This is a genomic window from Kitasatospora sp. NPDC088548, from assembly GCF_044753005.1.
Classification (GTDB): domain Bacteria; phylum Actinomycetota; class Actinomycetes; order Streptomycetales; family Streptomycetaceae; genus Kitasatospora.
Genome location: NZ_JBIVMI010000011.1, coordinates 175347 through 194826, shown reverse-complemented (window position 1 = coordinate 194826; position 19480 = coordinate 175347). Strand labels below are relative to the sequence as shown.

Here is a 19480-nt window from a genome sequence, read left to right as displayed (position 1 = left end):
TCAGTCGCCGAGGCCGGCCAGATCGCGCAGGCGGCGGGCCTGCGCCACCCGTTCGGCCGAGCGCTGCTCGTCGTACGAGCGCCCGCCCGCGCCCTGGAGCAGGGCCTTGGTCTCGATGACGGCGTCCCGCGGCGCGGCCAGCAGCGCGGCGGCGAGATCACGGGCGGTGGCGTCCAGCTCGGCGGCGGGGACGGCCAGGTTGGCCAGCCCGGTGGCGGTCGCCTCCTCGGCGCCGACCCAGCGCCCGGTGGCGCAGATCTCCAGCGCCCTGGCGTAGCCGACCAGTTCGGTGAGCGGCTTGGTGCCGGCCAGGTCGGGGACGAGGCCGAGCGAGGTCTCCTTCATGGCGAACTGGACGTCGTCGGCGACCACTCGCAGGTCGCAGCCGAGGGCGAGCTGGAAGCCGGCACCGACGGCGTGGCCCTGGACGGCGGCGATCGAGACCAGGTCGGGGCGGCGCCACCAGGTGAAGGCCTCCTGGTAGGAGGCGATGGTGTCGTCGAGGTCGCGGTCCGCGGCGGCGGCCAGCTGGAGGAAGGTGCGCTCGCCGGGGATGCCCTCGGGGGTGAACATCGCGCGGTCCAGGCCGGCGGAGAAGGAGAGGCCCTCGGCGCGCAGCAGCACCACCCGGACCTGGCCGGGCAGCTGCCGACCCACGGACGCCAGGGCGCGCCACATCGCGGGCGACTGGGCGTTACGCCGTTTGGGCTGACAGAGGGTGACGGTGGCGAGCGCGCCGTCGATCTCCAGACGGACGCCGTCCTGCTCCCAGCTCGGGGCCTGCGGGTCGGTGGCGGGGGCGGTCATGCGGGGACCTCCGGTGGCGAGGGACGTGGCTACCGGAGAGTAACAAAACTGGCGGCGCAGCGGCAGACGCCGGCGCGGAAAGATCGGGGCGCCGGGACGGACGCCACCGCGGACATGACGATCGGCGGCCGGTTCGCTGTGGCCGGGGGCGGGCGATCGATGCCGCCTCCCCGGTCGGCGCCCTGCCGCCGAGTCATCCGCTCATAGAATTGACGGACCGTCAGGAACCAGCCCCGGCAGTAGCTTTGTTCTTGCCACGCGTGGCACCACCGCGGCCCCGGAGGATCACTCCGGACTCGCTCAGCATCCGGTGCACGAAGCCGTACGAACGACCGGTCTCCTCCGCGAGAGCGCGAATGCTCGCCCCGGAGTCGTACTTCTTCTTGAGATCGGCCGCGAGCTTCTCACGCGCGGCACCGGTCACCCGGCTGCCCTTTTTCAGAGTCTCGGCCACCCGTGCCTCCTCGTAGCGTTGCTCGGTCAGATTCCCATGATCACCCATCCACAGCGTCCTGGCCACCCATTCGACAAGGTCGATGTCGGGAATGCGCGGTCCGTCGGTGGTGATCCGAGCGCACAAGGGCGCTCACGCAGAGTGCACGCCCCCGGGGCGATACCGCCGTCCGGAGCGAAACGGCTGATCAGCAGCGTCGGCCCGACCACGATCGAGTGGCGGGCCGACAGGAGCTACTCAAACGGAATGCCGGACCTCTTCATTCCCGGACACGCCGTAAGGACTAGTTTTTCTGGTCCAAAAAGCGGAGGAGGTGTCTACCGCCGGTCAGGCGAGCGAGACCAGATCGGCGTACGCCGGGCTCCACAGGTCCTCCACACCGTCCGGCAGCAGGATGATCCGCTCCGGCTGGAGCGCGTCGACCGCGCCCTCGTCGTGGGTGACCAGCACGACCGCGCCGCTGAACTCGCGCAGCGCGCCGAGGATCTCCTCGCGGCTGGCCGGGTCGAGGTTGTTGGTGGGCTCGTCGAGCAGCAGCACATTGGCGCTGGAGACCACCAGCGCGGCCAGCGCGAGCCGGGTCTTCTCGCCGCCGGAGAGCACCCCGGCGGGCTTGTCGACGTCGTCGCCGGAGAACAGGAACGAACCGAGGATCTTGCGGATCTGCACCAGGTCCGTGTCCGGCGCCGAGGAGCGCATGTTCTCCAGTACCGTGCGGTCCGGGTCCAGGGTCTCGTGCTCCTGGGCGTAGTAGCCGATCTTCAGGCCGTGGCCCGGGACGACCTCGCCGGTGTCCGGCTTCTCCACCCCGGCCAGCATCCGCAGCAGGGTGGTCTTGCCGGCGCCGTTGAAGCCCAGCACGACGACCCGCGAACCGCGGTCGATCGCCAGGTCGACATCGGTGAAGATCTCCAGCGAGCCGTACGACTTGGACAGGCCGCTGGCGGTCAGCGGGGTCTTGCCGCAGGGCGCCGGGTCCGGGAAGCGCAGCTTGGCGACCTTGTCGTTCATCCGGACCTGCTCCAGCCCGGAGAGCAGCTTGTCCGCGCGGCGGGCCATGTTCTGCGCGGCCACCGTCTTGGTCGCCTTGGCGCGCATCTTGTCCGCCTGCGCGTTGAGGGTGGCGGCCTTCTTCTCGGCGTTGGCCCGCTCGCGCTTGCGGCGCTTCTCGTCGTCCTCGCGCTGCTGCTGGTACTGCTTCCAGCCCATGTTGTAGACGTCGATCGCGGAGCGGTTGGCGTCCAGGTAGAACACCTTGTTGACGACCGTCTCGACCAGGTCGACATCGTGCGAGATCACGATGAAGCCGCCCTTGTAGGTCTTCAGGAAGTCCCGCAGCCAGACGATCGAGTCGGCGTCGAGGTGGTTGGTGGGCTCGTCGAGCAGTAGCACGTCGGAGTCCGAGAAGAGGATCCGGGCCAGCTCGACGCGGCGGCGCTGGCCACCGGAGAGGGTGTGCAGCTGCTGGCCGAGGATGCGGTCCGGCAGGCCCAGGGCGGCGGCGATGGTCGCGGCCTCGGCCTCGGCGGCGTACCCGCCCTTGGTGAGGAACTCGGTCTCCAGGCGCGCGTACTTCTTCATCGCGTTTTCCTGGGTGGCGCCCTTGCCGTTCGCCATCCGGTCCTCGTTCTCGCGCATCTTCCGCAGCACGGTGTCCAGACCGCGCGCGGAGAGGATGCGGTCCTTGGCGAGGACGTCGAGGTCGCCGGTGCGGGGATCCTGCGGGAGGTAGCCGACCTCGCCGGAGCGGGTGACCGTACCCGCGGCCGGCATGCCCTCGCCGGCCAGCACCTTGGTGAGGGTGGTCTTGCCGGCGCCGTTGCGCCCGACCAGACCGATCCGGTCGCCCGGGGCGACCTTGAAACTGGCGGACTCGATCAGGATCCGGGCACCGGCGCGCAGCTCAAGGGCGTTGACGGAAATCATGGCTGGGGACTACTCCTGGGACGTGGGCGGGCGCCTGGGCATGGCCCGGGGCCGGGCAGCGGGAAGGGCTTCGTCGGTGATCGGCGGACCGCACGGGGGCGGCGCCGCTCGCCCGCTAGTGCCCGGAGAGAACAGCCATGACGGCAAGTCTACCGGGCCGCGCGACACGGCCCCCGGGAATTACCGTGGCGGGGTACCGGGACCGGGGCCGGACCCGGGTCGCCGGACGCGCCCTACGGCTGCGGATCACCCGCCGGGGCCGCGCAGGAACCCTCCGGGCGGACGGCGGCGAACGGCTCGGCCGGGCTGCCGCAGGCCGCCTCGGGGGCCGCCGCCTTGGTGTCGAACACCTTGGGGCCGACGATCGGGCCGTCCGAGATCAGCACCCGGCGGCCGTCCAGCGCCTTCAGCGACACCCCCGGGCCGGCGCTGAGCTGCCAGCCGGTGCTGTCCAGCCGGTAGCCGCTGACGCCGCCGGAGACCGGCTGACCGCCGCCGCTGGTACAGCTGCGCGGGACCAGCACCGCGTAGTCCGTCCCCACCGTGCGCGTCGGGTCGTAGACGCAGTTGCCGGGCGGCTTGGAGTTGTAGCGCAGGTCACCGTCGGCGTCGCGGAGGCCCATGGTCAGGTTGGGGGTGACCACGGCCACCCACGGCGAGGTCTCCTGGACGGTGTACAGCGCGGTGGCGGCCCGCTCCACCGCGAGCTGCTTGCGCTGCTCGTCGGTGCGCTTGTCGGCGCCCGGCTCGCCCTCGCCGCGCAGCCAGTCCGCCAGCCCGGGCACGGCCCGGTGCCAGCGCACCTCGTGGTCACCGGGCCGGACCGAGGTGATCAGGCCGTCGTCCCAGAGCACCACGGCGTTCTCCCCCGCCATCGCCTGGTACAGCGCGGTGGCGCCCTCCCGGCGGTAGGACCAGGCGTGCTCCCCGGTGGCGCGGTTGTACGCCTCCAGGCCCGGGCCCACCCGCAGCTCCAGGTCGGCCGCGCCCGGCGACTGCGCGTTGACCGTGCTGACGCTCGCACCACCGGGCTCGGCCACCCGGTCCCCGAACGGCACCGGCTTGTTGGCATGCGCGGCAGCGCCCGCCACAAGGACCAGCAGCACCGCCAGGGCAGGGAGGATCGATCGGGGGGTGAGTACACGCAGCGGCTTCCAGGACACGGGCGGAGCGTACCTTTCTCCCCCCGCGCGAGTCAGCCGGGCGTGGCCGTGCGCCCGTTCCGCGGACCGCTCGATGGCCGGATCGCACCCCTCGCCCGGTCCCACCCCCGACCTGCGCCGTCGGGCCCCGTCCGGTCGGGGCGCCGGCTCCGCGGGGCGCCCCGGTAGGGCCCCCAGGGCCGCCCGGACTGTTACAGAGGTGATACACGGCCCACTGCGGCAGACGGCGTTCGAATATCGCCCACTTTAGGGTGACATTCGGCTTTTCCGACGCCCGTTGGGCCTACTGTCTGCGAGCGGGGGACCACGGTCCGTCCATCCCGCACCGCTCCGCGACGCCCGGAGGAAGACCCATGCGATTCGGCCGCCTGGCGCTGGCCGCCGCCTCCCTGCTGCTGCTGACCACGGCCAGTGTCCCGGCCGGGACCCCGCTCAGCCAGACCGAACGGCACACCCTCTCCTCGGACGCCATCCAGCCGCGCGGCGCCGCCACCCGCCCGGCCGTCCAGCGGGCCGGGCACGAGCCGCCGTTCGGGGCCTTCGTCGGTTCCTGGGACACCTACATCCCGCAGATCGACCACTTCGCGAAGTGGCTGAATGACGCCAATCTGCAGGTCGGCCACACCTATCTGGCCGGAAACAGCTGGGCGGACGTCGAGGGCGAGGCCATGGTGCTCGGCATGTGGTCGCAGTGGCGGCTGGCGGACCCGGCCCGGATGCTCGTGCTCGGCGTGCCGATGCTGGTGCCCAGCGAGGCGAACGTGCCGGACGGCGAGGTGGCCAGGCTGCTCGGCCAGGGTGTGCAGGGTGACTTCGACGGCCACTTCCTCAAGCTCGCCCGCCGTCTGGTCGCGCTGGGCGGCGCCGACGCCGTGCTCACCCTCGGCTGGGAGATGAACGGCGTCACCTACACCCACCGCTGCAAGCCCGACCCGACCGCCTGGAAGGCGTACTGGCGGCGGATCGTCGGGGTGATGCGCTCGGTGCCCGGGCAGCGGTTCCGCTTCGACTTCACGCCCAACCGGGGGCTGGACGCCATCCCGTGGACCAGGTGCTACCCGGGCGACGACGTCGTGGACATCATCGGCATGGACAGCTACGACCAGCCGGCCGGCGCCACCTTCGACGACTACGTCCGCGAGCCGTACGGGCTGCAGGACCAGGTGGAGTTCGCCGCCAAGCGCGGCAAGCCCGTCTCGTACCCGGAGTGGGGGCTGTTCCGCAACGGGGACAACCCGGAGTTCGTGCAGCGGATGGTGGAGTGGATGCGCACCCATGACACCAGCTACCAGACGGTCACCGACTACTGTCCGCACGGGTTCTGGCAGTGCGACCGGAACCCGCGGTCCACCGCCCGGTTCCGGCAGCTGATGTCGGGCTCCGTGGGGGCGCCCGCCACGGCGCCCCCGAGCACCACCCCGGTGCCGGGCCCGCGCTGAGCGGGGCCCGGCACCGGGGGCGGCCCGGGCCGGCGGCCGGTTCAGCTCCGGCGGCGCGCCACCAGCGCCTCCTTGAGCCTCGGCAGGCGGGTGGTCAGCACCCGCACCACCGCCTGCCGGGCCCGGACCGAACCGGCCCTGACGGCGGCCGCCGGGGCCGGACCGCGCGGGCCGAACAGCAGCCGCTGGTTGGCCAGCTGGTCCGGCCGCCAGCGCTGCTTGTACGGCTCCTGGCCGCGCAGCAGGCTGAGCACCGGAACGCCCGCGCCGACCGTCTCCTCCAGCGCCGCGCCGAACAGCAGCCCGGCGATGTCCAGCCGCTCGCGCAGCCGCGGGTGCGCGCCGTACAGGTAGAGGCCGCCGAAGGACGGGCAGAGCAGCAGCAGGTTCACCGCGACCAGCTCGTCGTCCAGCCAGTACTGGTGGACGGCGGCGCGGCCGGTGGCGACCAGGCCGGTGGTGGACTCGGTGAGGTGGCGGGCGAACCGCTCGGTCCGGTGCTCCGGGGTGACGCCGCGCTGCTGCCACTGCAGGAAGTGCAGCCGCAGCAGGGCGTCCAGCGCGTCGGGCACGTCCTCGGGCGGCGTCGGGCGGACCTCGACCCCGGCCTCGGCGATCTTGCGCAGCTTCACCCGGGTGCGCTGGGCGGTCTTGCCGGGCACCCGCTTGAGCAGCTGGTCCATCGGGACGGCCGGCAGGTACTGGCAGAGCGAGTCGGCGAACCGGCGCCGGCTGCCCCGCCACTGCTCGAACACCCGCTGCACCGCCGCCTCCGGGTGCACCTCGCGCAGCTCCAGGCTGTGCCAGGGGCGGGTGAGCGGCAGGGCCTCGGCGAACGCGGCGGCGGCGCGGTCGGCGCAGGCGTCGTCGAGCAGGATGTCGGTGAAGTCGATCAGGCCGTCGCCGAGCCCGGTCAGCCCGCCGAGCGGGCCGCCGCGCCGCCGGAAGGCGCCCGCGCCGACCAGCCGGCCGTCCTGGCGGACCAGGACGACCAGCAGCTCGCCGGGGCGGCCGTACTGGCGCCACCAGGAGCACTGCCAGGCGGCGGCCTGGAAGAAGGTGGCCGTCCGGCAGCGGCCGGCCAGGTCGTCCCACTCCTCGGCGAGGGTCTCCAGGGCGTCGTCCTCGCGGCGCAGCTCGCTGGTCCAGCGCGGGGTGCCGGTCTGGGCGGGCAGGCCGGTGGCGGCCACCGCCTCGGTGCTCATCGGGGGCTCCCGGCGGCGGTCTTCGGCTCGGCGGGGGCCTGGAGCGCGTAGACCCCAGGCTCGCCGGGTCCGTCCGGGTACGCCTGCGGTGCGGTCTGCGCGGCGCCGGTCCGGGGGCGCGGGGTGGTCGCGGACCCGGGCACCGGCGGGGCGGCCGGCACCGGCTCGGCGGGCCGGGGACCGGGCTCGGCCCCGGGGCTGCGGCGGCGGGTCGCCAGCACCAGTGCGCCGATCAGCAGGCCTGCCGCGCCGCCGACCGCGACGTCCAGCCGGGCCGAGGGTGTGGTCGGCTTGCCCGGCTCGGCGGCCGGGGCCAGCGGGACCAGCCGGACGCCGGTCTCCTTGCTGTTGGCGTTGGCGAGGGCGACCAGGGAGCGGGCCACCGCGTCGGCGGTCTCGACGGCCTCCCGCGGCCTGGCCCCCGTCCCGGTGATCTCGATCACCGGGGCGTCCGGGGAGGTGGTCCCGTGCACCAGGGTCTCCAGCTCGGAGAGCCGGTGGCCGGTCTCGGCGGCGGCCGTGCCGAGCACCTGCGGCTGGCCGGCCAGCCGGCCGTACGCCTGGGCGAAGTTGACCGCGACGGCGTTCTCCCCGGGGTTCTGCGGCACCACGACCACGTAGGAGTTGGCGGCGTACGACGGGTGCGCGACGGCGGCGTACCCGGCGCCGGCGGCGGCGCCCAGCGGCACCGCCAGGGCCACTGGCCACCAGCGAAGGGCCAGGGTGCGGACGCTTCGGCGCGATTCGGACATGGGGTGCTCCGTAGGGTGTGGGGCGGTCCGGGGTTGCACGGGCCGCCGGCCGGTCAGGCGGGTGCCAGGCGGTCGTAGAGGGCGCCCAGGTCGGCGGCCACCCGGACGATGTCGTAGTGGCCGACCGCCGGGGGGTGGGGCAGCGGGGCGGTGCTGTGGATGTTGAGGTGGCGCAGGTCGCGCAGCGCGGCGGTGTACGCGGCGGCCTCGGAGGGGATCCGGCGGGCCTGCGGGGCGGCGGCGGGCGGCAGTTCGTCCAGGGCCGGGCAGGCGCTGTGGCGGACCGGGAGACCGGCCGCGAGGCCCTCCAGGACGCCGAGGCCGAAGGTCTCCTCGGTCGAGGGCGCGGCCAGCACGTCCAGGGCGGTGAGGAGTTCGGGCACGTCGTCGCGTTCGCCGGTGAGCACCAGCCGGTCCCGGACGCCGAGCCGGGCGGCCCGGCGCTCCAGGGCGGCGCGCTCCGGGCCCTCGCCGATCAGCACCAGCCGGGTGCCGGAGTCCACCTCGGCCAGGGCCTCCAGCAGGACGTCGAAGCGTTTGCCGGGCACCAGCCGGCCGACCCCGCCGACCACCCAGCTCCCCTGCGGCAGGCCGAGTTCGGCCCGTACCCGGCGGCGCACTGCGGCCCGTTCGGCGTCCGGCCTGCGGTAGCGGGCGGCGTCGATGCCGTTCGGGATCAGCTCGACCCGGGCCGGCGGCACCCCCCACGCGTACAGGGTCTGGGCGACCTGCCGGGAGACCGCGACGGTGGTGGTGCCGAGCCGCTCGGCGGCCAGGTAGAGGCCCTTGACGCCACGGGTGACCGGACGGCCCTCGATCGCCCCGGCGTGCAGCGAGTGCTCGGTGGCCACCACCGCCCGGACCCCGGCGAGCCGGGCCGCCGGCCGTCCGTAGAGCCCGGCCCGGTAGAGGTGGGTGTGGACCAGGTCGTAGCCGCCGGCGCGGATCAGCCGGACCAGCCGGGGCAGCGCGCCGACGTCCCGGTTGCCGCGCATCGCCAGGTGGTGGACGGTCACCCCGTCGGCGCGCAGCGCGTCGGCGACCGTGCCGGGGTTGGTCAGCGCGGCCACCTCGCAGTGCTGGTGCGCGGGCAGATGCCGCAGCAGCAGCTGGAGTTGGCGTTCGGCGCCGCCGGAGGCGAGGCCGGTGACGATGTGCAGCACCCTCACCGGCCGGCCTCCCGGCGGGTGGCGACGCGGCTGCGGCGCAGTTCGGTGACGGTGTCGCGCAGCCGGTGCCGGCCGCGTTTGGCGCGCAGCCGCCAGGCGCCGTCGCGGTCGCCGACGTAGCAGCGGGGCAGGGCGTAGCGGCCGGTCAGCGGGGAGTGGGCGATGGCGCAGGCGTGGTCGTAGCCGGCGTCGCGGACGGCGAGGGTGGCGGGCAGGTCGACGGCGCCGTACGGGTAGCAGAAGCCGGTGACGGGACCGCCGACGACCTCTTCCAGGGCCCGGCGGCTCTCCCTGGTCTGGGCGGCGAGCACCTCGGCGGGCAGGCCGGGCAGGGCCTGGTGGCCGAGGCCGTGCGAGCCGATCTCCCAGCCGGTGGCGGCGAGTTCGGCGACCTGCCGGCCGGTGAGCAGCTTCTTGCGCGGGCCCTCGGTGTCCCAGTCGTTGTCCCGGCCGAGCAGGTCGGCGACCACGTACGCGGTGGCGGTGAAGCCGTACGCCTGGAGGATCGGCACGGCGTGCCGGGCGAAGTCGGCGTAGCCGTCGTCGAAGGTGAGGCCGACCAGCCGGTCGCCCCGGCCGGCCGCCCGGGCCCGCAGGAGTTCACGGACCGAGACGCCGCGCCGGCCGCGCCGGTGCAGCCAGTCCATCTGGTCGGCGAACCGCTCGGGGCTGACGGTGAGCCGGTACGGGTCCTCCTGCTCGACGGCCACCGAGTGGTACATCAGGATCCACGGGTGGGGGGCGCCCGGGCCGGGCGGTCCGGCGGCGGGGCGGCGGCTTCTCGGCAGCCTCGCCGAGGGGCGGAGGACGTCGGTGCGCGGCGGGTCGGTGCGCGGCGGGTCGGTGCGCGGGCCCGCCGACGCCGGCAGGACGGAACCGCGTACGCCCGGCCGGGCCGGACGGGCGGAACCCCGTTCAACGTCCATGGGAGGGCTTCCCTTCGTCGACGACAGGTGACGGGTTCAGGGCCCGCACGGCGGCGAGGACCGGGCCGCGCACCTCGCGGGCACCGAGGCCGGTGCCGAGGGCGGCGAAGGCCAGCGCCACGGTGAGGCCCCCGAGCAGGGTCGAGAGCAGCGGGTCGGCGGGGAGCCCGGCGACGGCCGCGCCGGCCGCGGCGGCGCCACCGGCGGCGGCCAGCAGCCGGGCATGGCCGCCGAGCACCCGCCGCAGCCGCAGCGCGATGCCCCGCAGGACGAGGCCGCGCAGCAGCAGCACGGCGGTGGTGGTGATGCCGGCGGCGTTCCCGGCGGCGAGTCCGAGGGCGCCGAACCGGGGGGTGGTGAGCAGGCCGACCACGGCGGTGACAGCCAGGCCGAGCACCATGGCGGCGGCCGGGAGCCAGTCGAGCAGCCGGCGTCCGCCGTCCTCGGCGCCCGGCTCGCCGGCCCGGCGGACCACCGGACGCAGCGAGAAGTACGGGCGGATCATCACACCGATCAGTGCCTGGGCGGGCAGGCCGAAGCTGTAGACCCGGATCACGGCGGCGGTGGCGGCGGTGTCCCGTGGGCCGAAGGCGCCGCGTTCGAAGAGCAGGGCGACCGTCGAGGGCGCGCAGGCGAGCAGGAAGGCGGTGCCGAGCAGCACGACCGCGGCGGCCTGGCCGAGGTCCTTCTCGACCCGGTCGCGGGCGGCGGCGAGGTCACCGGCCGCGAGCGCGCGGGCGACCAGCGGGAAGGTGACGGTGCAGATCAGGAGGGCGGCCGTCATGGCGAGCTGGGAGACCTTGGCCGCGTAGTTGAGATGCGAGATGGTGCCGGGCGGCAGGGCCGAGCCGAGGAAGCGCTCGATGAAGACCTGGGCCTGGCGGGTCAGGGTGAAGGCGGCCACCGGGAGCAGGGCGAGCGGGATCAGCACCAGCGAGTCGGCGGGGCGCCGGCCGCGGACGGGGCGGCCGGCGCGCAGCCGGCGCAGGAACGGGCCGACCAGCAGCCCGGCCATCAGCAGACTGCCGGCGGCGACGCCGATCGCGGCGGAGCGCACCCCCCAGAACGCCTGACAGCTCAGCAGGACGCCGAGGATGCCGACGTTGTAGGCGACGTAGATCCCGGCGGGGGCGGTGAAACGGTGGTGGGCGCGGAGCGCGGCGGCGAGGTAGCCGGCCACGCCGAACGGCAGCACGGTGAGCGCGGTGATCCGGGTGCAGCTGACGGCCAGCCCGGGGTCGGCCAGGCCGGGGGCGAGGAACTCGACCAGCCGGGGGGCGCCGAGGGCGGTGCCGAGCGAGAGGGTGCTGAGCGCGAGCAGCAGCCAGGGCAGCGTGGAGCGGACCAACTGCCGTACCGGGTCGGGACCTTCGGGGTGCTCCTCGCGCAGCACCAGGGCCAGGGCGAAGGCGGGCACCATGAGGAAGGACATGGCGTCCTCGATCAGCAGCGGCGCGGCGGTCTCCGGGACGGTCCAGGCGACCAGGAAGGCGTCGGTGCCCTGGTTGGCGCCGAAGTAGCGGGCCAGCAGCAGGTCGCGGAGGAGTCCGAGGGCGGAGCCGGCGGCACTGAGCACGGCCGTGACGCCGAAGGCCTTGGCGAGGAAGCCGCGCCGGGGGGCGGTCGCGGCGCCGCCGGGCCGGGCGGGCCCGGCCGGGGCGGCGGGCCCGCCGGCCGGGGCGGTGCGGGGGGCGGGCAGCGCCGGTGTCAGCGCGGGGCGGTCGGTGGTCACCGGGCGACCGCCCCGGGGGTGCCGGCACGGGCGGTGCCGGCACGGGCGGTGCCGGCACGGGCGGTGCGGGCGGCGAGGCCGAGGACGACGGAGGTCAGCACGGTGGTGGTGCCGCCGATGTCGGAGTAGAGGTAGTCGACCAGCACCCAGACCAGCAGGGCGAGGGCGCCCAGCCCGGGCCCGCCGCCCGGCCCTCCCGGGTGGCGCAGGCAGCCGATGAGGAGGCCGAGGAAGAGCGCGGTGTAGGCGACGATGCCGATCAGGCCCTGCTCGCTGAGGACCAGGAAGTACATGTTGTGCGGGGAGAGCAGCGGTTCGCGCTGGAAGCCGATGGTGGCGTCGGCGGCGTCGCTGCCGGAGGAGAGCCGCAGCGGGGCGTGGCTGTCGCGCAGCTGCTGGAAGGCCTTGGGCCCGGCGCCGCCGACCGGGTGGTCCTGCCAGATCCGGGTGGCGGTGGTCCACAGGTCGTAGCGGTCGGAGACCGACTGGTCGGGGGCGGCCGAGACGGAGCCGATGCTGCTGAGCCGGTCGGTGACGCCGGAGGCGCCGAGACCGAGGCCGCCGACCAGGACCACGACGGCGGCGAGGCCGAGTACGGCGCTGCGGACGGCGAGCCGGGCATCGGCACGCAGCAGCAGGACGACGGCGGCGGCGCCGGTGGCGATCCAGCTGCCCCGGCTGAACGAGACGGCGAGCGGGAAGACGAGGAAGGCGGCGGCCGCGTACATCGCCCGGCGCAGTCGGCGGTCGCCGCCGGGGCCGCGTTCGCCGAGAGCCAGGGCGAGGGCCGCGAGCAGGCCGAAACCGACCACGGTGGACATCGCCATGATGTCGAGCGCGCCGAAGGTGCCGACGGCCCGGATCGGCCGGCCGGTGTAGGAGGCGCCGGTGCCGGTGAGGTACTGGTGGGCGCCGACGGCGCCCTGGATCAGCGCGGCGGCGACGAAGGAGCCGAGGACCAGCCGCTGGTCGGTGCGGTCGCGCAGGGCGCACAGCATGCCGACGGGCACCAGGACGAACACCTGGGTGAGCCGGACGAATCCGGTGAGGCTGGTGGCCGGGTCGATCGAGCCGACGGTGGCGACGGCGGCGGCGAACACGATCCCGCCGAACAGCGCGCAGGCGGCCGGGCCGAGCACGGGCGCCCGGCCGCGCAGCAGGTGGACGGCGGTGACCGCGACCAGGGCCAGCGAGGCGAGGTCGGCCGCGGTGATGTGGACGGCGGCGGTGACGTCCTTCTCCCCGGTGGGGACGCAGACCAGCAGCACGGTGGCGGCGGCGAGCAGGCTGGGCCGGGCCGCGAGCACCGCGCCCGCCCGGCGTAAGAGCCGGGCGGGCCCGGGGGCGGCGGAGAGGGTGAGGGCCACGGTGGTCAGCTCCCGTCCGGGTGGAGCATGAGGGCGGCCGTGCGGCAGAGGATCTTGACGTCCTGCCAGAGGCTCCAGCTCTCGATGTAGCGGTTGTCGAAGCGGACCCGGTCCTCGATGGAGGTGTCCCCGCGCAGACCGTTGACCTGGGCGAGGCCGGTCAGGCCGACCGGGACGCGGTGGCGGTCCGCGTACTCGGGGTGGACCTGGCCGAACCGCATGACGAAGTAGGGGCGTTCGGGGCGCGGGCCGACCAGGCTCATGTCGCCGCGCAGGACGTTCCACAGCTGCGGCAGCTCGTCCAGGGAGCTGCGCCGCATCACCTTGCCGACGGCGCCCATCCGGTGGTCCTGGGAGATGTTCCAGCGGGTGGCCGACTCGTGTTCGTTGCTGGGGCGCAGGGTGCGGAACTTGAGGACGGTGAAGACCCGGCCGTCGAGCCCGGTGCGCTGCTGGCGGAAGAGCACGCCGGAGCCGGTGTCGAAGCGGACCGCGAGCGCGCACAGGGTGAGGACGGGGGCGAGGAGGAGCAGGCCGAGGGCGGCGGCGACGACGTCCAGGGCGCGCTTGGCGGCCCAGCCGGGGCGGCGCATCGCCGGGCGGCCGACCCGCAGGCAGGGGAAGCCCCAGAGGTGGTCGCCGCCGGCCGGCCGGCCGGTCTCCAGCGCGCCGTACTCGCGCAGCGCGGGCACCAGCCAGACCTGGCAGCCGAGCCGGGCGGCGTCGCGCAGGGCGGCGGCGGTCTCGGCCTCGTCGGCGGCGCCGGCGGTGGCGACCACGTGGTGCACGCGGTGGCGGCGGACCTCGCGCTCCAGCACCTCGCGGCCGCCGAGCACGGGCAGGTCGGTGCCGCCGGCCAGCACCGGCGGGTCGGGGTCGAGGAAGCCGACCGGGCGCATCCCGTACTCCAGGCGCTCGCTGAGGGCGGCGGCGACCCGGCGGCCGAGCCGGCCGGCGCCGAGCACCAGGACGGGGCTGGGGCGGCTGCGGCGGATCCGGCGGACCAGGTGGTAGAGCAGGGCGCGGCAGCAGACCGCGAGCAGCAGCTGGGTGCCGAGCAGGACGGTCAGCCGGGCGGGGGTGGCGGGGCCGCAGTCGGGCCAGCGGCCGTCGAGGCAGCCGGCCAGGGTGACGGAGAAGGCGGTGGCGACCACGGCCCGGACGGTCAGCGCGGGGAGTTCGTCGAGGACGGAGAGGGTGAGCCGGAGGCGGTAGAGGCCGCCGGCCAGGTTGAGCGTGAGCAGCAGTGGCAGCAGGGCGGCGACGCCGAGCAGTGGCTCGACCCGGACGGCCGGGTCGAGGACGCGGTTGGCGGTGCCGGTGGCGGTGCACAGGGCGAGCGCGTCGACGGTGGCCAGTGCGGCGGGCAGGGCGAGGCGGGAGCGGATCGGCCTGCGGTGGCGGCGGGCCGGGGGTGCGCTGCGGGTGTGGGTTGACCGGGGCGGGCGGTCGAGCAGCCCGATGGCGGGGCGGCGCGGGCCGGCCAGGGACCGGCCGGCCCGCGGCACGCTGTCGTGGTCAATGGTCATCAGCGCACGAACTCCCCTGCTGTGTGCCCGGGGTGACGGCGTCCCGGCACCGGTTGGCCCGGGGCGGCCGTCCCGGCCCGGTGGGCGCGGTCCTGACAACACCTGCTGCCGCTGGCGGCTTTCGGTTCCCTCACGAATTTCCGATGTGAAATCGAAATGAAGCAGGCGAAATCCGACAATACCGAACGTCGGCTTGAATGCCGGAAGTTACCTTGCCGTTTCATTCCAGCCGCCCATTAATAGGTATTTCCGACTTGACGCCTCGCCCTTATCCGGCTGAGGGTGCGAATACGACAGCGCCTGAACGGCGGGGCATTCACGGCATGTGAAACGATCAGATCCGCTCTGGGACACGGGGGTGGCGGCGCCCCGCCGCCGGACCGGCACCCAGCAGGTCCCGATAGAGCGCATCCACCTGTTCGACCACCGAGCGCACGTCATGACGGGCGACGGCGTGCTCGCGCAACCGCGCGCCGCGGCGTTCGCACTCGATCGGATCGGACAATGCTTCGGCCATTCGGGTGGCGAGCGGGGTCACTTCCTCGGGCGGCACCACCGCCTGCTCCCGCTCGGCCGGCGGCAGGCATTCACGGGCCCCCGGCACATCGGTCAGCAGCACCGGGCGGCCGGCCGCCATCGCCTCCAGCGGGGCCAGCGCCATCCCCTCCCAGCGGGACGGCAGCACCACCAGATCGGCCGCCGCCAGCCACGGCCGCGGGTCCGGCACGTCCCCGGCCAGCCGGACCCGGGACGGCCCGGCGGACTCCCGGACGGCGTCGGCCAGCCGGGTCTCGTCCGGCCCGCCGCCGACCAGCGCCAGGCGGGCCCGCGGCACCCGGCGCAGCACCTCGGGCCAGGCGGCGAGCAGCACGTCCTGGCCCTTCTGCCGGCAGAGCCGCCCCACGCAGACGGCCAGCGGAGCGTCCAGCTCCAGCCCGAGCGCGATCCGGGCGGCCCGGCGCTCGGCGGGCGCGTAGTGGCGGACGTCCACCCCGTTGGGCACCACCGCCCAGTCGGCGTGCAGGCCCGCCGCCGCCCCGTCGGCCCGCTCCTGAACGCTGACGCAGAGCAGCCGGTGCGCCCAGCGGGTCGCGTACCGCTCCCAGCGCAGGGTGGCGGCGGCCAGCGCCCCGTCCACGGCCGCGAACGACCAGGCGTGCGGCTGGAAGACGGTCGGCACCGTGCCGCGAATGGCCAGCCGGCCCGCGAGCCCGGCCTTGGAACTGTGCAGATGGACCATGTCGGGCGCGGCCGCCCGGACGATCCGGCGCAGTCTCCAGGCCTCGGCGGCGGTGGCCGGTCCTGGCGAGCGGCGGGCCGGCCAGTCCTGGACCAGCGCGCCGGCGGCGGCGGCCTCCCCGGCCAGCCGGCCGCCTCGCGGACAGGCCACCAGCACCCGGTGGCCGGCCTCGCGCTGACCCCGGACCAGATCGGTGACCACGCGGGCCACTCCACCGTCGACGGGCTGGGAAATGTGAAGGATCGTCATATGCACGGCGGCGAGCCTAGGGTCGCTCCACCGCGCCGGAGGGCCCTCGCCACTCCCAGGGGGCGGCCGTCCACCCGTACGGCTCGAGGCTCGCACGGGTGGTCGAAATCGCCGAATTCCCTTACGAATTCACCCGCCAGGGGCCGGACTCCACGGATCCGGCGGAGCCGGGTGGCGCCGCCGGCTCCGCGGATCGGGCAGACCCCGCGGATTCCGGCGGACGCCGATGATTCAGCGGACCTCGGCGGCGAGGTTCGCCAGTACCTGGTCGTGGATCCGGTTCAGACCCTTCGGAGCGAAGGTCCGCTCGAAGAAACCGCCGATACCGCTCGCGCCCTGCCAGGTGGCCGAGACGGTGACCTTCGACCGGCCCTCGCCGGCCACCGAGACCGTCCAGGTGATCACCATGCTGGAGTTGGCGTCCTTCTCCACCAACTGGTCGGGCTTCGGCGCCGACACGGTGAACAGGCAGTCCCGCACCCGCTTCTCGGTGGCCTGGAGCCTCCAGTGCACCTGGGTGCCCGCGCCGGTGCCGCCCGCCCGCACCTCGTACTCGCTGTACTGCCCGGGCAGCAGCTTGGGGCGGGTCACCTGGTAGTCGGCCAGCGCCTCGTACACCCGCTCCGGGGCCGCGTCGTAGACCCGCTCGGTGGTGGCCAGCACCTGTCCCATGACCGTGTTCTCCTCGTCTGGTACGTCCGGTTTCACCGGCAAGCCAACCACAGCGGGCGCCGTACGACCGCCCGGGGCTCAGGGCGGTCGTGAGCCCCCGGTCCGCTCTGCCGGGCCGGGCCACCGGTGGGGCGGGGCCGGCGGGCCGGTACCACCGGGGGTAGGGCGGTCCGCCGGGCCGGGCCACCGGCTATGGTGGCCGGTGTGCTCGATCAGGTGACAGCAACGCGCTACGTCGACCCGCTGCGGGCCGGCGGCTCGGTGCCCGGCGTCGTGGAGACCGACGACCTGGGTACCTATGTGGTCAAGTTCACCGGCGCCGCGCAGGGCCGCAAGGCGCTGGTGGCCGAGGTGATCGTCGGGGAGCTCGCCCGGCGGCTCGGTCTGCGGGTGCCCGAGCTGCGGCTGGTCGACTTCGACCCCGCGGTCGCCGAGAGCGAACCCGACACCGAGGTCCAGGACATCCTCAGAGCCAGCGGCGGTCTGAACCTCGGGATGGACCTGCTGCCCGGCGCCCGCGACTTCAGGCCCGGCATGATCCCGGTGGACCCGGCCGAGGCCGGCCGGGTGGTCTGGCTGGACGCCCTCACCGGCAATGTCGACCGCACCGTGCACAACCCCAACCTGATGGTCTGGCACCGGCGGCTCTGGCTGATCGACAACGGCGCCGCGCTGATCTTCCACCACCGCTGGTCCACCGCCGAGGCCGCCGTCGGCAAGCGGTACGACCTCAGCTCCCACGCCCTCGGCGGTTACTCCCCGGACGTCCGGCTGGCCGACGAACAGCTCGGCCCGCTGGTCACCGCCGGGCTGCTGACGGAGGTGCTGGCGGTCGTCCCCGACGAGTGGCTGGCGGACGAGCCGGGCTTCGACTCGGTGGACGCGCTGCGCCAGGCGTACGTCGCGCATCTGGCCGCGCGCGCGGCGCTCTCCTCCGCGTGGCTGCCGGACGGCTTCGCCACGCCCGAGCAGCTGCGCGAGGCCGACCTCCGGCGGACCGCCCGGGCCAGGGCCGGCCGGCCCGCCTGGCTCCAGGAGGTCCCCGACCTGCATGGAAAGCCGTCCGTCGAGACGGCCTGGAACCAGCACGTCGAATGACCCGGGGGTAGCAAGAAGGTGGGGAACGGGACCTGGGTCCCGCTCCCCACCTCACTGTTGGTTCAGCCGGTCCGGCGGACGGCCGGTCGGCCGGTCAGCGTGCGAGCCGGTCGGCACGTGAGCGCCTCAGGGCGTCACCGCCACCACTGGACCGCCTTCTCGGCGTTGATGATGCCCGCGCCGTAGAAGCCGTTGTCGTTCGCGCCGCCCTCACAGGTGGCGGCGTAGACGCCGGTGCCACCCGGGTTGAACGGGGCCGACGGGCAGGCGTGCGACTCGGCCTGGTTGGTCAGCAGCTCGGTGAGCTCCTCCGGGTTCGCCCACGGGTGGGTGCTGGCGAGCAGCGCGACCACGCCGGCGGTGTGCGGGGAGGCCATCGAGGTGCCCTGCATGTAGCCGTACTTGCCACCGGGGATGGTGGAGAGGATGCGGCCGTTCTTGTCCGGGGTGTCCGGGATCTGGTAAAGCCGGTCACCGCCCGGGGCGGCCACGGTCACCTTGTGCTTGCCGTAGCTGGAGTAGTAGGACTTGTCGCCCTTGACGCCCACCGAGGAGACGGCGATGACGCCGTCCAGCTCGGTCGGCAGGTTGAGGCAGTCCTTGGTGATCGGACGGGTGCCGGGGGTGGTGTCGTCCGGGCTGCTGACGTCGGTGGTCTTGTGCGCCAGGTCGATGTTCTCGTTGCCCGCGGCGGCCACGTTCAGGACGCCCTTGCGCTGCGAGAACTCGACCGCGCGGCGGACGGCGGTGGTGATCGCCGCCTGGTCCGCGTCGTTCTGGCAGTTGAACATCCACGGGTCGACGTAGTAGCTGTTGTTGGTGACCTTGAACTTGTGCTCACCGGCCCAGACGAAGCCGCAGATGGCGTACTCCGGGTAGATGAAGCCGCCCTCGTCGACGACCTTGACCGCGGCCAGCTTGACGTTCGGGGCCACACCGACGACGCCCTTGCCGTTCTTGGCGGCGGCGATGGTGCCGGCCACGTGGGTGCCGTGGTCGCTGCTGGTCGGCTGCCAGGCGTTCCAGTCGGTGTTCGGCTTGCCGCCGTCGATGCAGGAGACCGACTGCGAGGCGTCCACGTTGGGTGCCAGGTCCTCGTGCAGCGCGTCGATGCCGGAGTCCAGCACGCCGACGGTGACGTTGCGGCTGCCGAGGGATATCTTGTGCGCCTTGTCCGCACCGATCTGGCGCATGTCCCACTGGTTGGCCTCAAGGGGCTCCTGGCCGGGGGCGGGCGCGGCGGTCGGCTCGGCGGCCACCTCGGCCTTCTGCGAGTCGGCGGCGGTGATGCCCTTGGTACGGCTGGCACCGACCGACTCGACGCCCTTCGCCTGCCGCAGCTTGGCGGCGAACTGGGTGTCGTTCGAGCGGGCGATCACCACACCGATCTGCTCGTACGAGTAGACCACCGTGCCGCCGAGCGCGCTGACGGCCTTCTCGACCTTCTGCACCTGGCCGTGGTTGGCCTTGGTGTTGACGACGTAGCTGAGCAGAGGCCCGGTCGTCGGCTCGGCCCCGGCGGCCGCGACGGCGGTGCCTGCCGGCAGCGCGAGGGCGCCGGCGGTGGCGAGAACGAGGCCCACCGCGGCGTACCGGGTCCGGCTGATCCGAGGAACACTCATAGGGGTTGGCCCTCCCGAGTCGTCATGCAGCTGCGGTTGGCAGGTGCACTGGAATGATCGGGACGCTAGTGAACAAGCGTTGCAATCCGCAAGAGGTAGACATCTAATCGTCACAAGTCGGCCATCTGCG

The 19480-nt window shown here is 74.2% G+C and carries 16 protein-coding genes; 2 read left to right on the top strand and 14 right to left on the bottom strand.

From position 1 onward, the window contains the following. The 4 genes from ACIP82_RS16885 to ACIP82_RS16870 all read right to left on the bottom strand — a co-directional run bounded on the left by ACIP82_RS16885 (position 1) and on the right by ACIP82_RS16870 (position 4350). Complete coding sequence (locus ACIP82_RS16885) at positions 1-807, bottom strand: enoyl-CoA hydratase/isomerase family protein (RefSeq protein ID WP_400654006.1); 807 nt, start codon at positions 805-807, stop codon at positions 1-3. A gap of 220 nt (positions 808-1027) precedes the next feature. Continuing rightward, positions 1028-1261: a helix-turn-helix domain-containing protein gene (locus tag ACIP82_RS16880; RefSeq protein ID WP_030059940.1), complete on the bottom strand. Its 234-nt coding sequence runs from the start codon at positions 1259-1261 to the stop codon at positions 1028-1030. A 327-nt stretch (positions 1262-1588) separates the two neighbouring features. Next, the gene (locus ACIP82_RS16875) at positions 1589-3187 is read right to left on the bottom strand and encodes an ABC-F family ATP-binding cassette domain-containing protein (RefSeq protein WP_363607952.1); all 1599 of its coding nucleotides are present in this window, start codon (positions 3185-3187) and stop codon (positions 1589-1591) included. 233 nt (positions 3188-3420) lie between these two features. Then, positions 3421-4350: a hypothetical protein gene (locus tag ACIP82_RS16870; RefSeq protein ID WP_363607953.1), complete on the bottom strand. Its 930-nt coding sequence runs from the start codon at positions 4348-4350 to the stop codon at positions 3421-3423. 353 nt (positions 4351-4703) lie between these two features. On the opposite strand from ACIP82_RS16870, the gene ACIP82_RS16865 reads away from it, so the two are divergent. Beyond that, positions 4704-5789: a glycosyl hydrolase gene (locus tag ACIP82_RS16865; RefSeq protein ID WP_363607954.1), complete on the top strand. Its 1086-nt coding sequence runs from the start codon at positions 4704-4706 to the stop codon at positions 5787-5789. 41 nt (positions 5790-5830) lie between these two features. On the opposite strand, the gene ACIP82_RS16860 is transcribed toward ACIP82_RS16865, so the two are convergent. The 9 genes from ACIP82_RS16860 to ACIP82_RS16820 form a co-directional block, all read right to left on the bottom strand. Further along, a complete protein-coding gene (locus ACIP82_RS16860; protein WP_400654003.1) occupies positions 5831-6994 on the bottom strand; it encodes a GNAT family N-acetyltransferase in 1164 nt (387 codons plus the stop codon). After that, positions 6991-7746 carry a hypothetical protein gene (locus ACIP82_RS16855; RefSeq protein ID WP_400654001.1) on the bottom strand — a complete coding sequence of 252 codons (756 nt, stop codon included), beginning with the start codon at positions 7744-7746 and terminating at the stop codon, positions 6991-6993. The genes ACIP82_RS16860 and ACIP82_RS16855 overlap by 4 nt, the downstream gene beginning before the upstream one ends. A gap of 53 nt (positions 7747-7799) precedes the next feature. Continuing rightward, positions 7800-8915, bottom strand: coding sequence for a glycosyltransferase (locus ACIP82_RS16850; protein ID WP_400653999.1), 1116 nt, complete (start codon positions 8913-8915; stop codon positions 7800-7802). Next, positions 8912-9841 (bottom strand): polysaccharide deacetylase family protein, encoded by a 930-nt coding sequence (locus ACIP82_RS16845; protein WP_400653997.1) that lies wholly within the window; start codon positions 9839-9841, stop codon positions 8912-8914. The genes ACIP82_RS16850 and ACIP82_RS16845 overlap by 4 nt, the downstream gene beginning before the upstream one ends. Then, positions 9831-11573 carry a lipid II flippase MurJ gene (locus ACIP82_RS16840; protein WP_363607958.1) on the bottom strand — a complete coding sequence of 581 codons (1743 nt, stop codon included), beginning with the start codon at positions 11571-11573 and terminating at the stop codon, positions 9831-9833. The genes ACIP82_RS16845 and ACIP82_RS16840 overlap by 11 nt, the downstream gene beginning before the upstream one ends. Beyond that, positions 11570-12940, bottom strand: coding sequence for an O-antigen ligase family protein (locus ACIP82_RS16835; protein WP_400653995.1), 1371 nt, complete (start codon positions 12938-12940; stop codon positions 11570-11572). Before ACIP82_RS16835 ends, ACIP82_RS16840 begins: the two co-directional genes overlap by 4 nt. A 5-nt stretch (positions 12941-12945) precedes the next feature. Then, positions 12946-14469 carry an exopolysaccharide biosynthesis polyprenyl glycosylphosphotransferase gene (locus tag ACIP82_RS16830; RefSeq protein ID WP_400653993.1) on the bottom strand — a complete coding sequence of 508 codons (1524 nt, stop codon included), beginning with the start codon at positions 14467-14469 and terminating at the stop codon, positions 12946-12948. 334 nt (positions 14470-14803) lie between these two features. Beyond that, positions 14804-15910, bottom strand: coding sequence for a glycosyltransferase (locus tag ACIP82_RS16825; RefSeq protein ID WP_400653991.1), 1107 nt, complete (start codon positions 15908-15910; stop codon positions 14804-14806). A gap of 279 nt (positions 15911-16189) precedes the next feature. Beyond that, positions 16190-16630: an SRPBCC family protein gene (locus tag ACIP82_RS16820; RefSeq protein ID WP_400653989.1), complete on the bottom strand. Its 441-nt coding sequence runs from the start codon at positions 16628-16630 to the stop codon at positions 16190-16192. Positions 16631-16834: 204 nt separating this feature from the next. Between ACIP82_RS16820 and ACIP82_RS16815 the strand changes: the two genes are divergently transcribed. Continuing rightward, complete coding sequence (locus tag ACIP82_RS16815) at positions 16835-17728, top strand: HipA family kinase (protein ID WP_363607963.1); 894 nt, start codon at positions 16835-16837, stop codon at positions 17726-17728. Between the two features lie 134 nt (positions 17729-17862). Here ACIP82_RS16815 and ACIP82_RS16810 read toward each other — a convergent pair whose 3' ends face one another. Next, the gene (locus tag ACIP82_RS16810; RefSeq protein ID WP_363607964.1) at positions 17863-19350 is read right to left on the bottom strand and encodes a S8 family serine peptidase; all 1488 of its coding nucleotides are present in this window, start codon (positions 19348-19350) and stop codon (positions 17863-17865) included. Positions 19351-19480 lie beyond the last annotated feature (130 nt).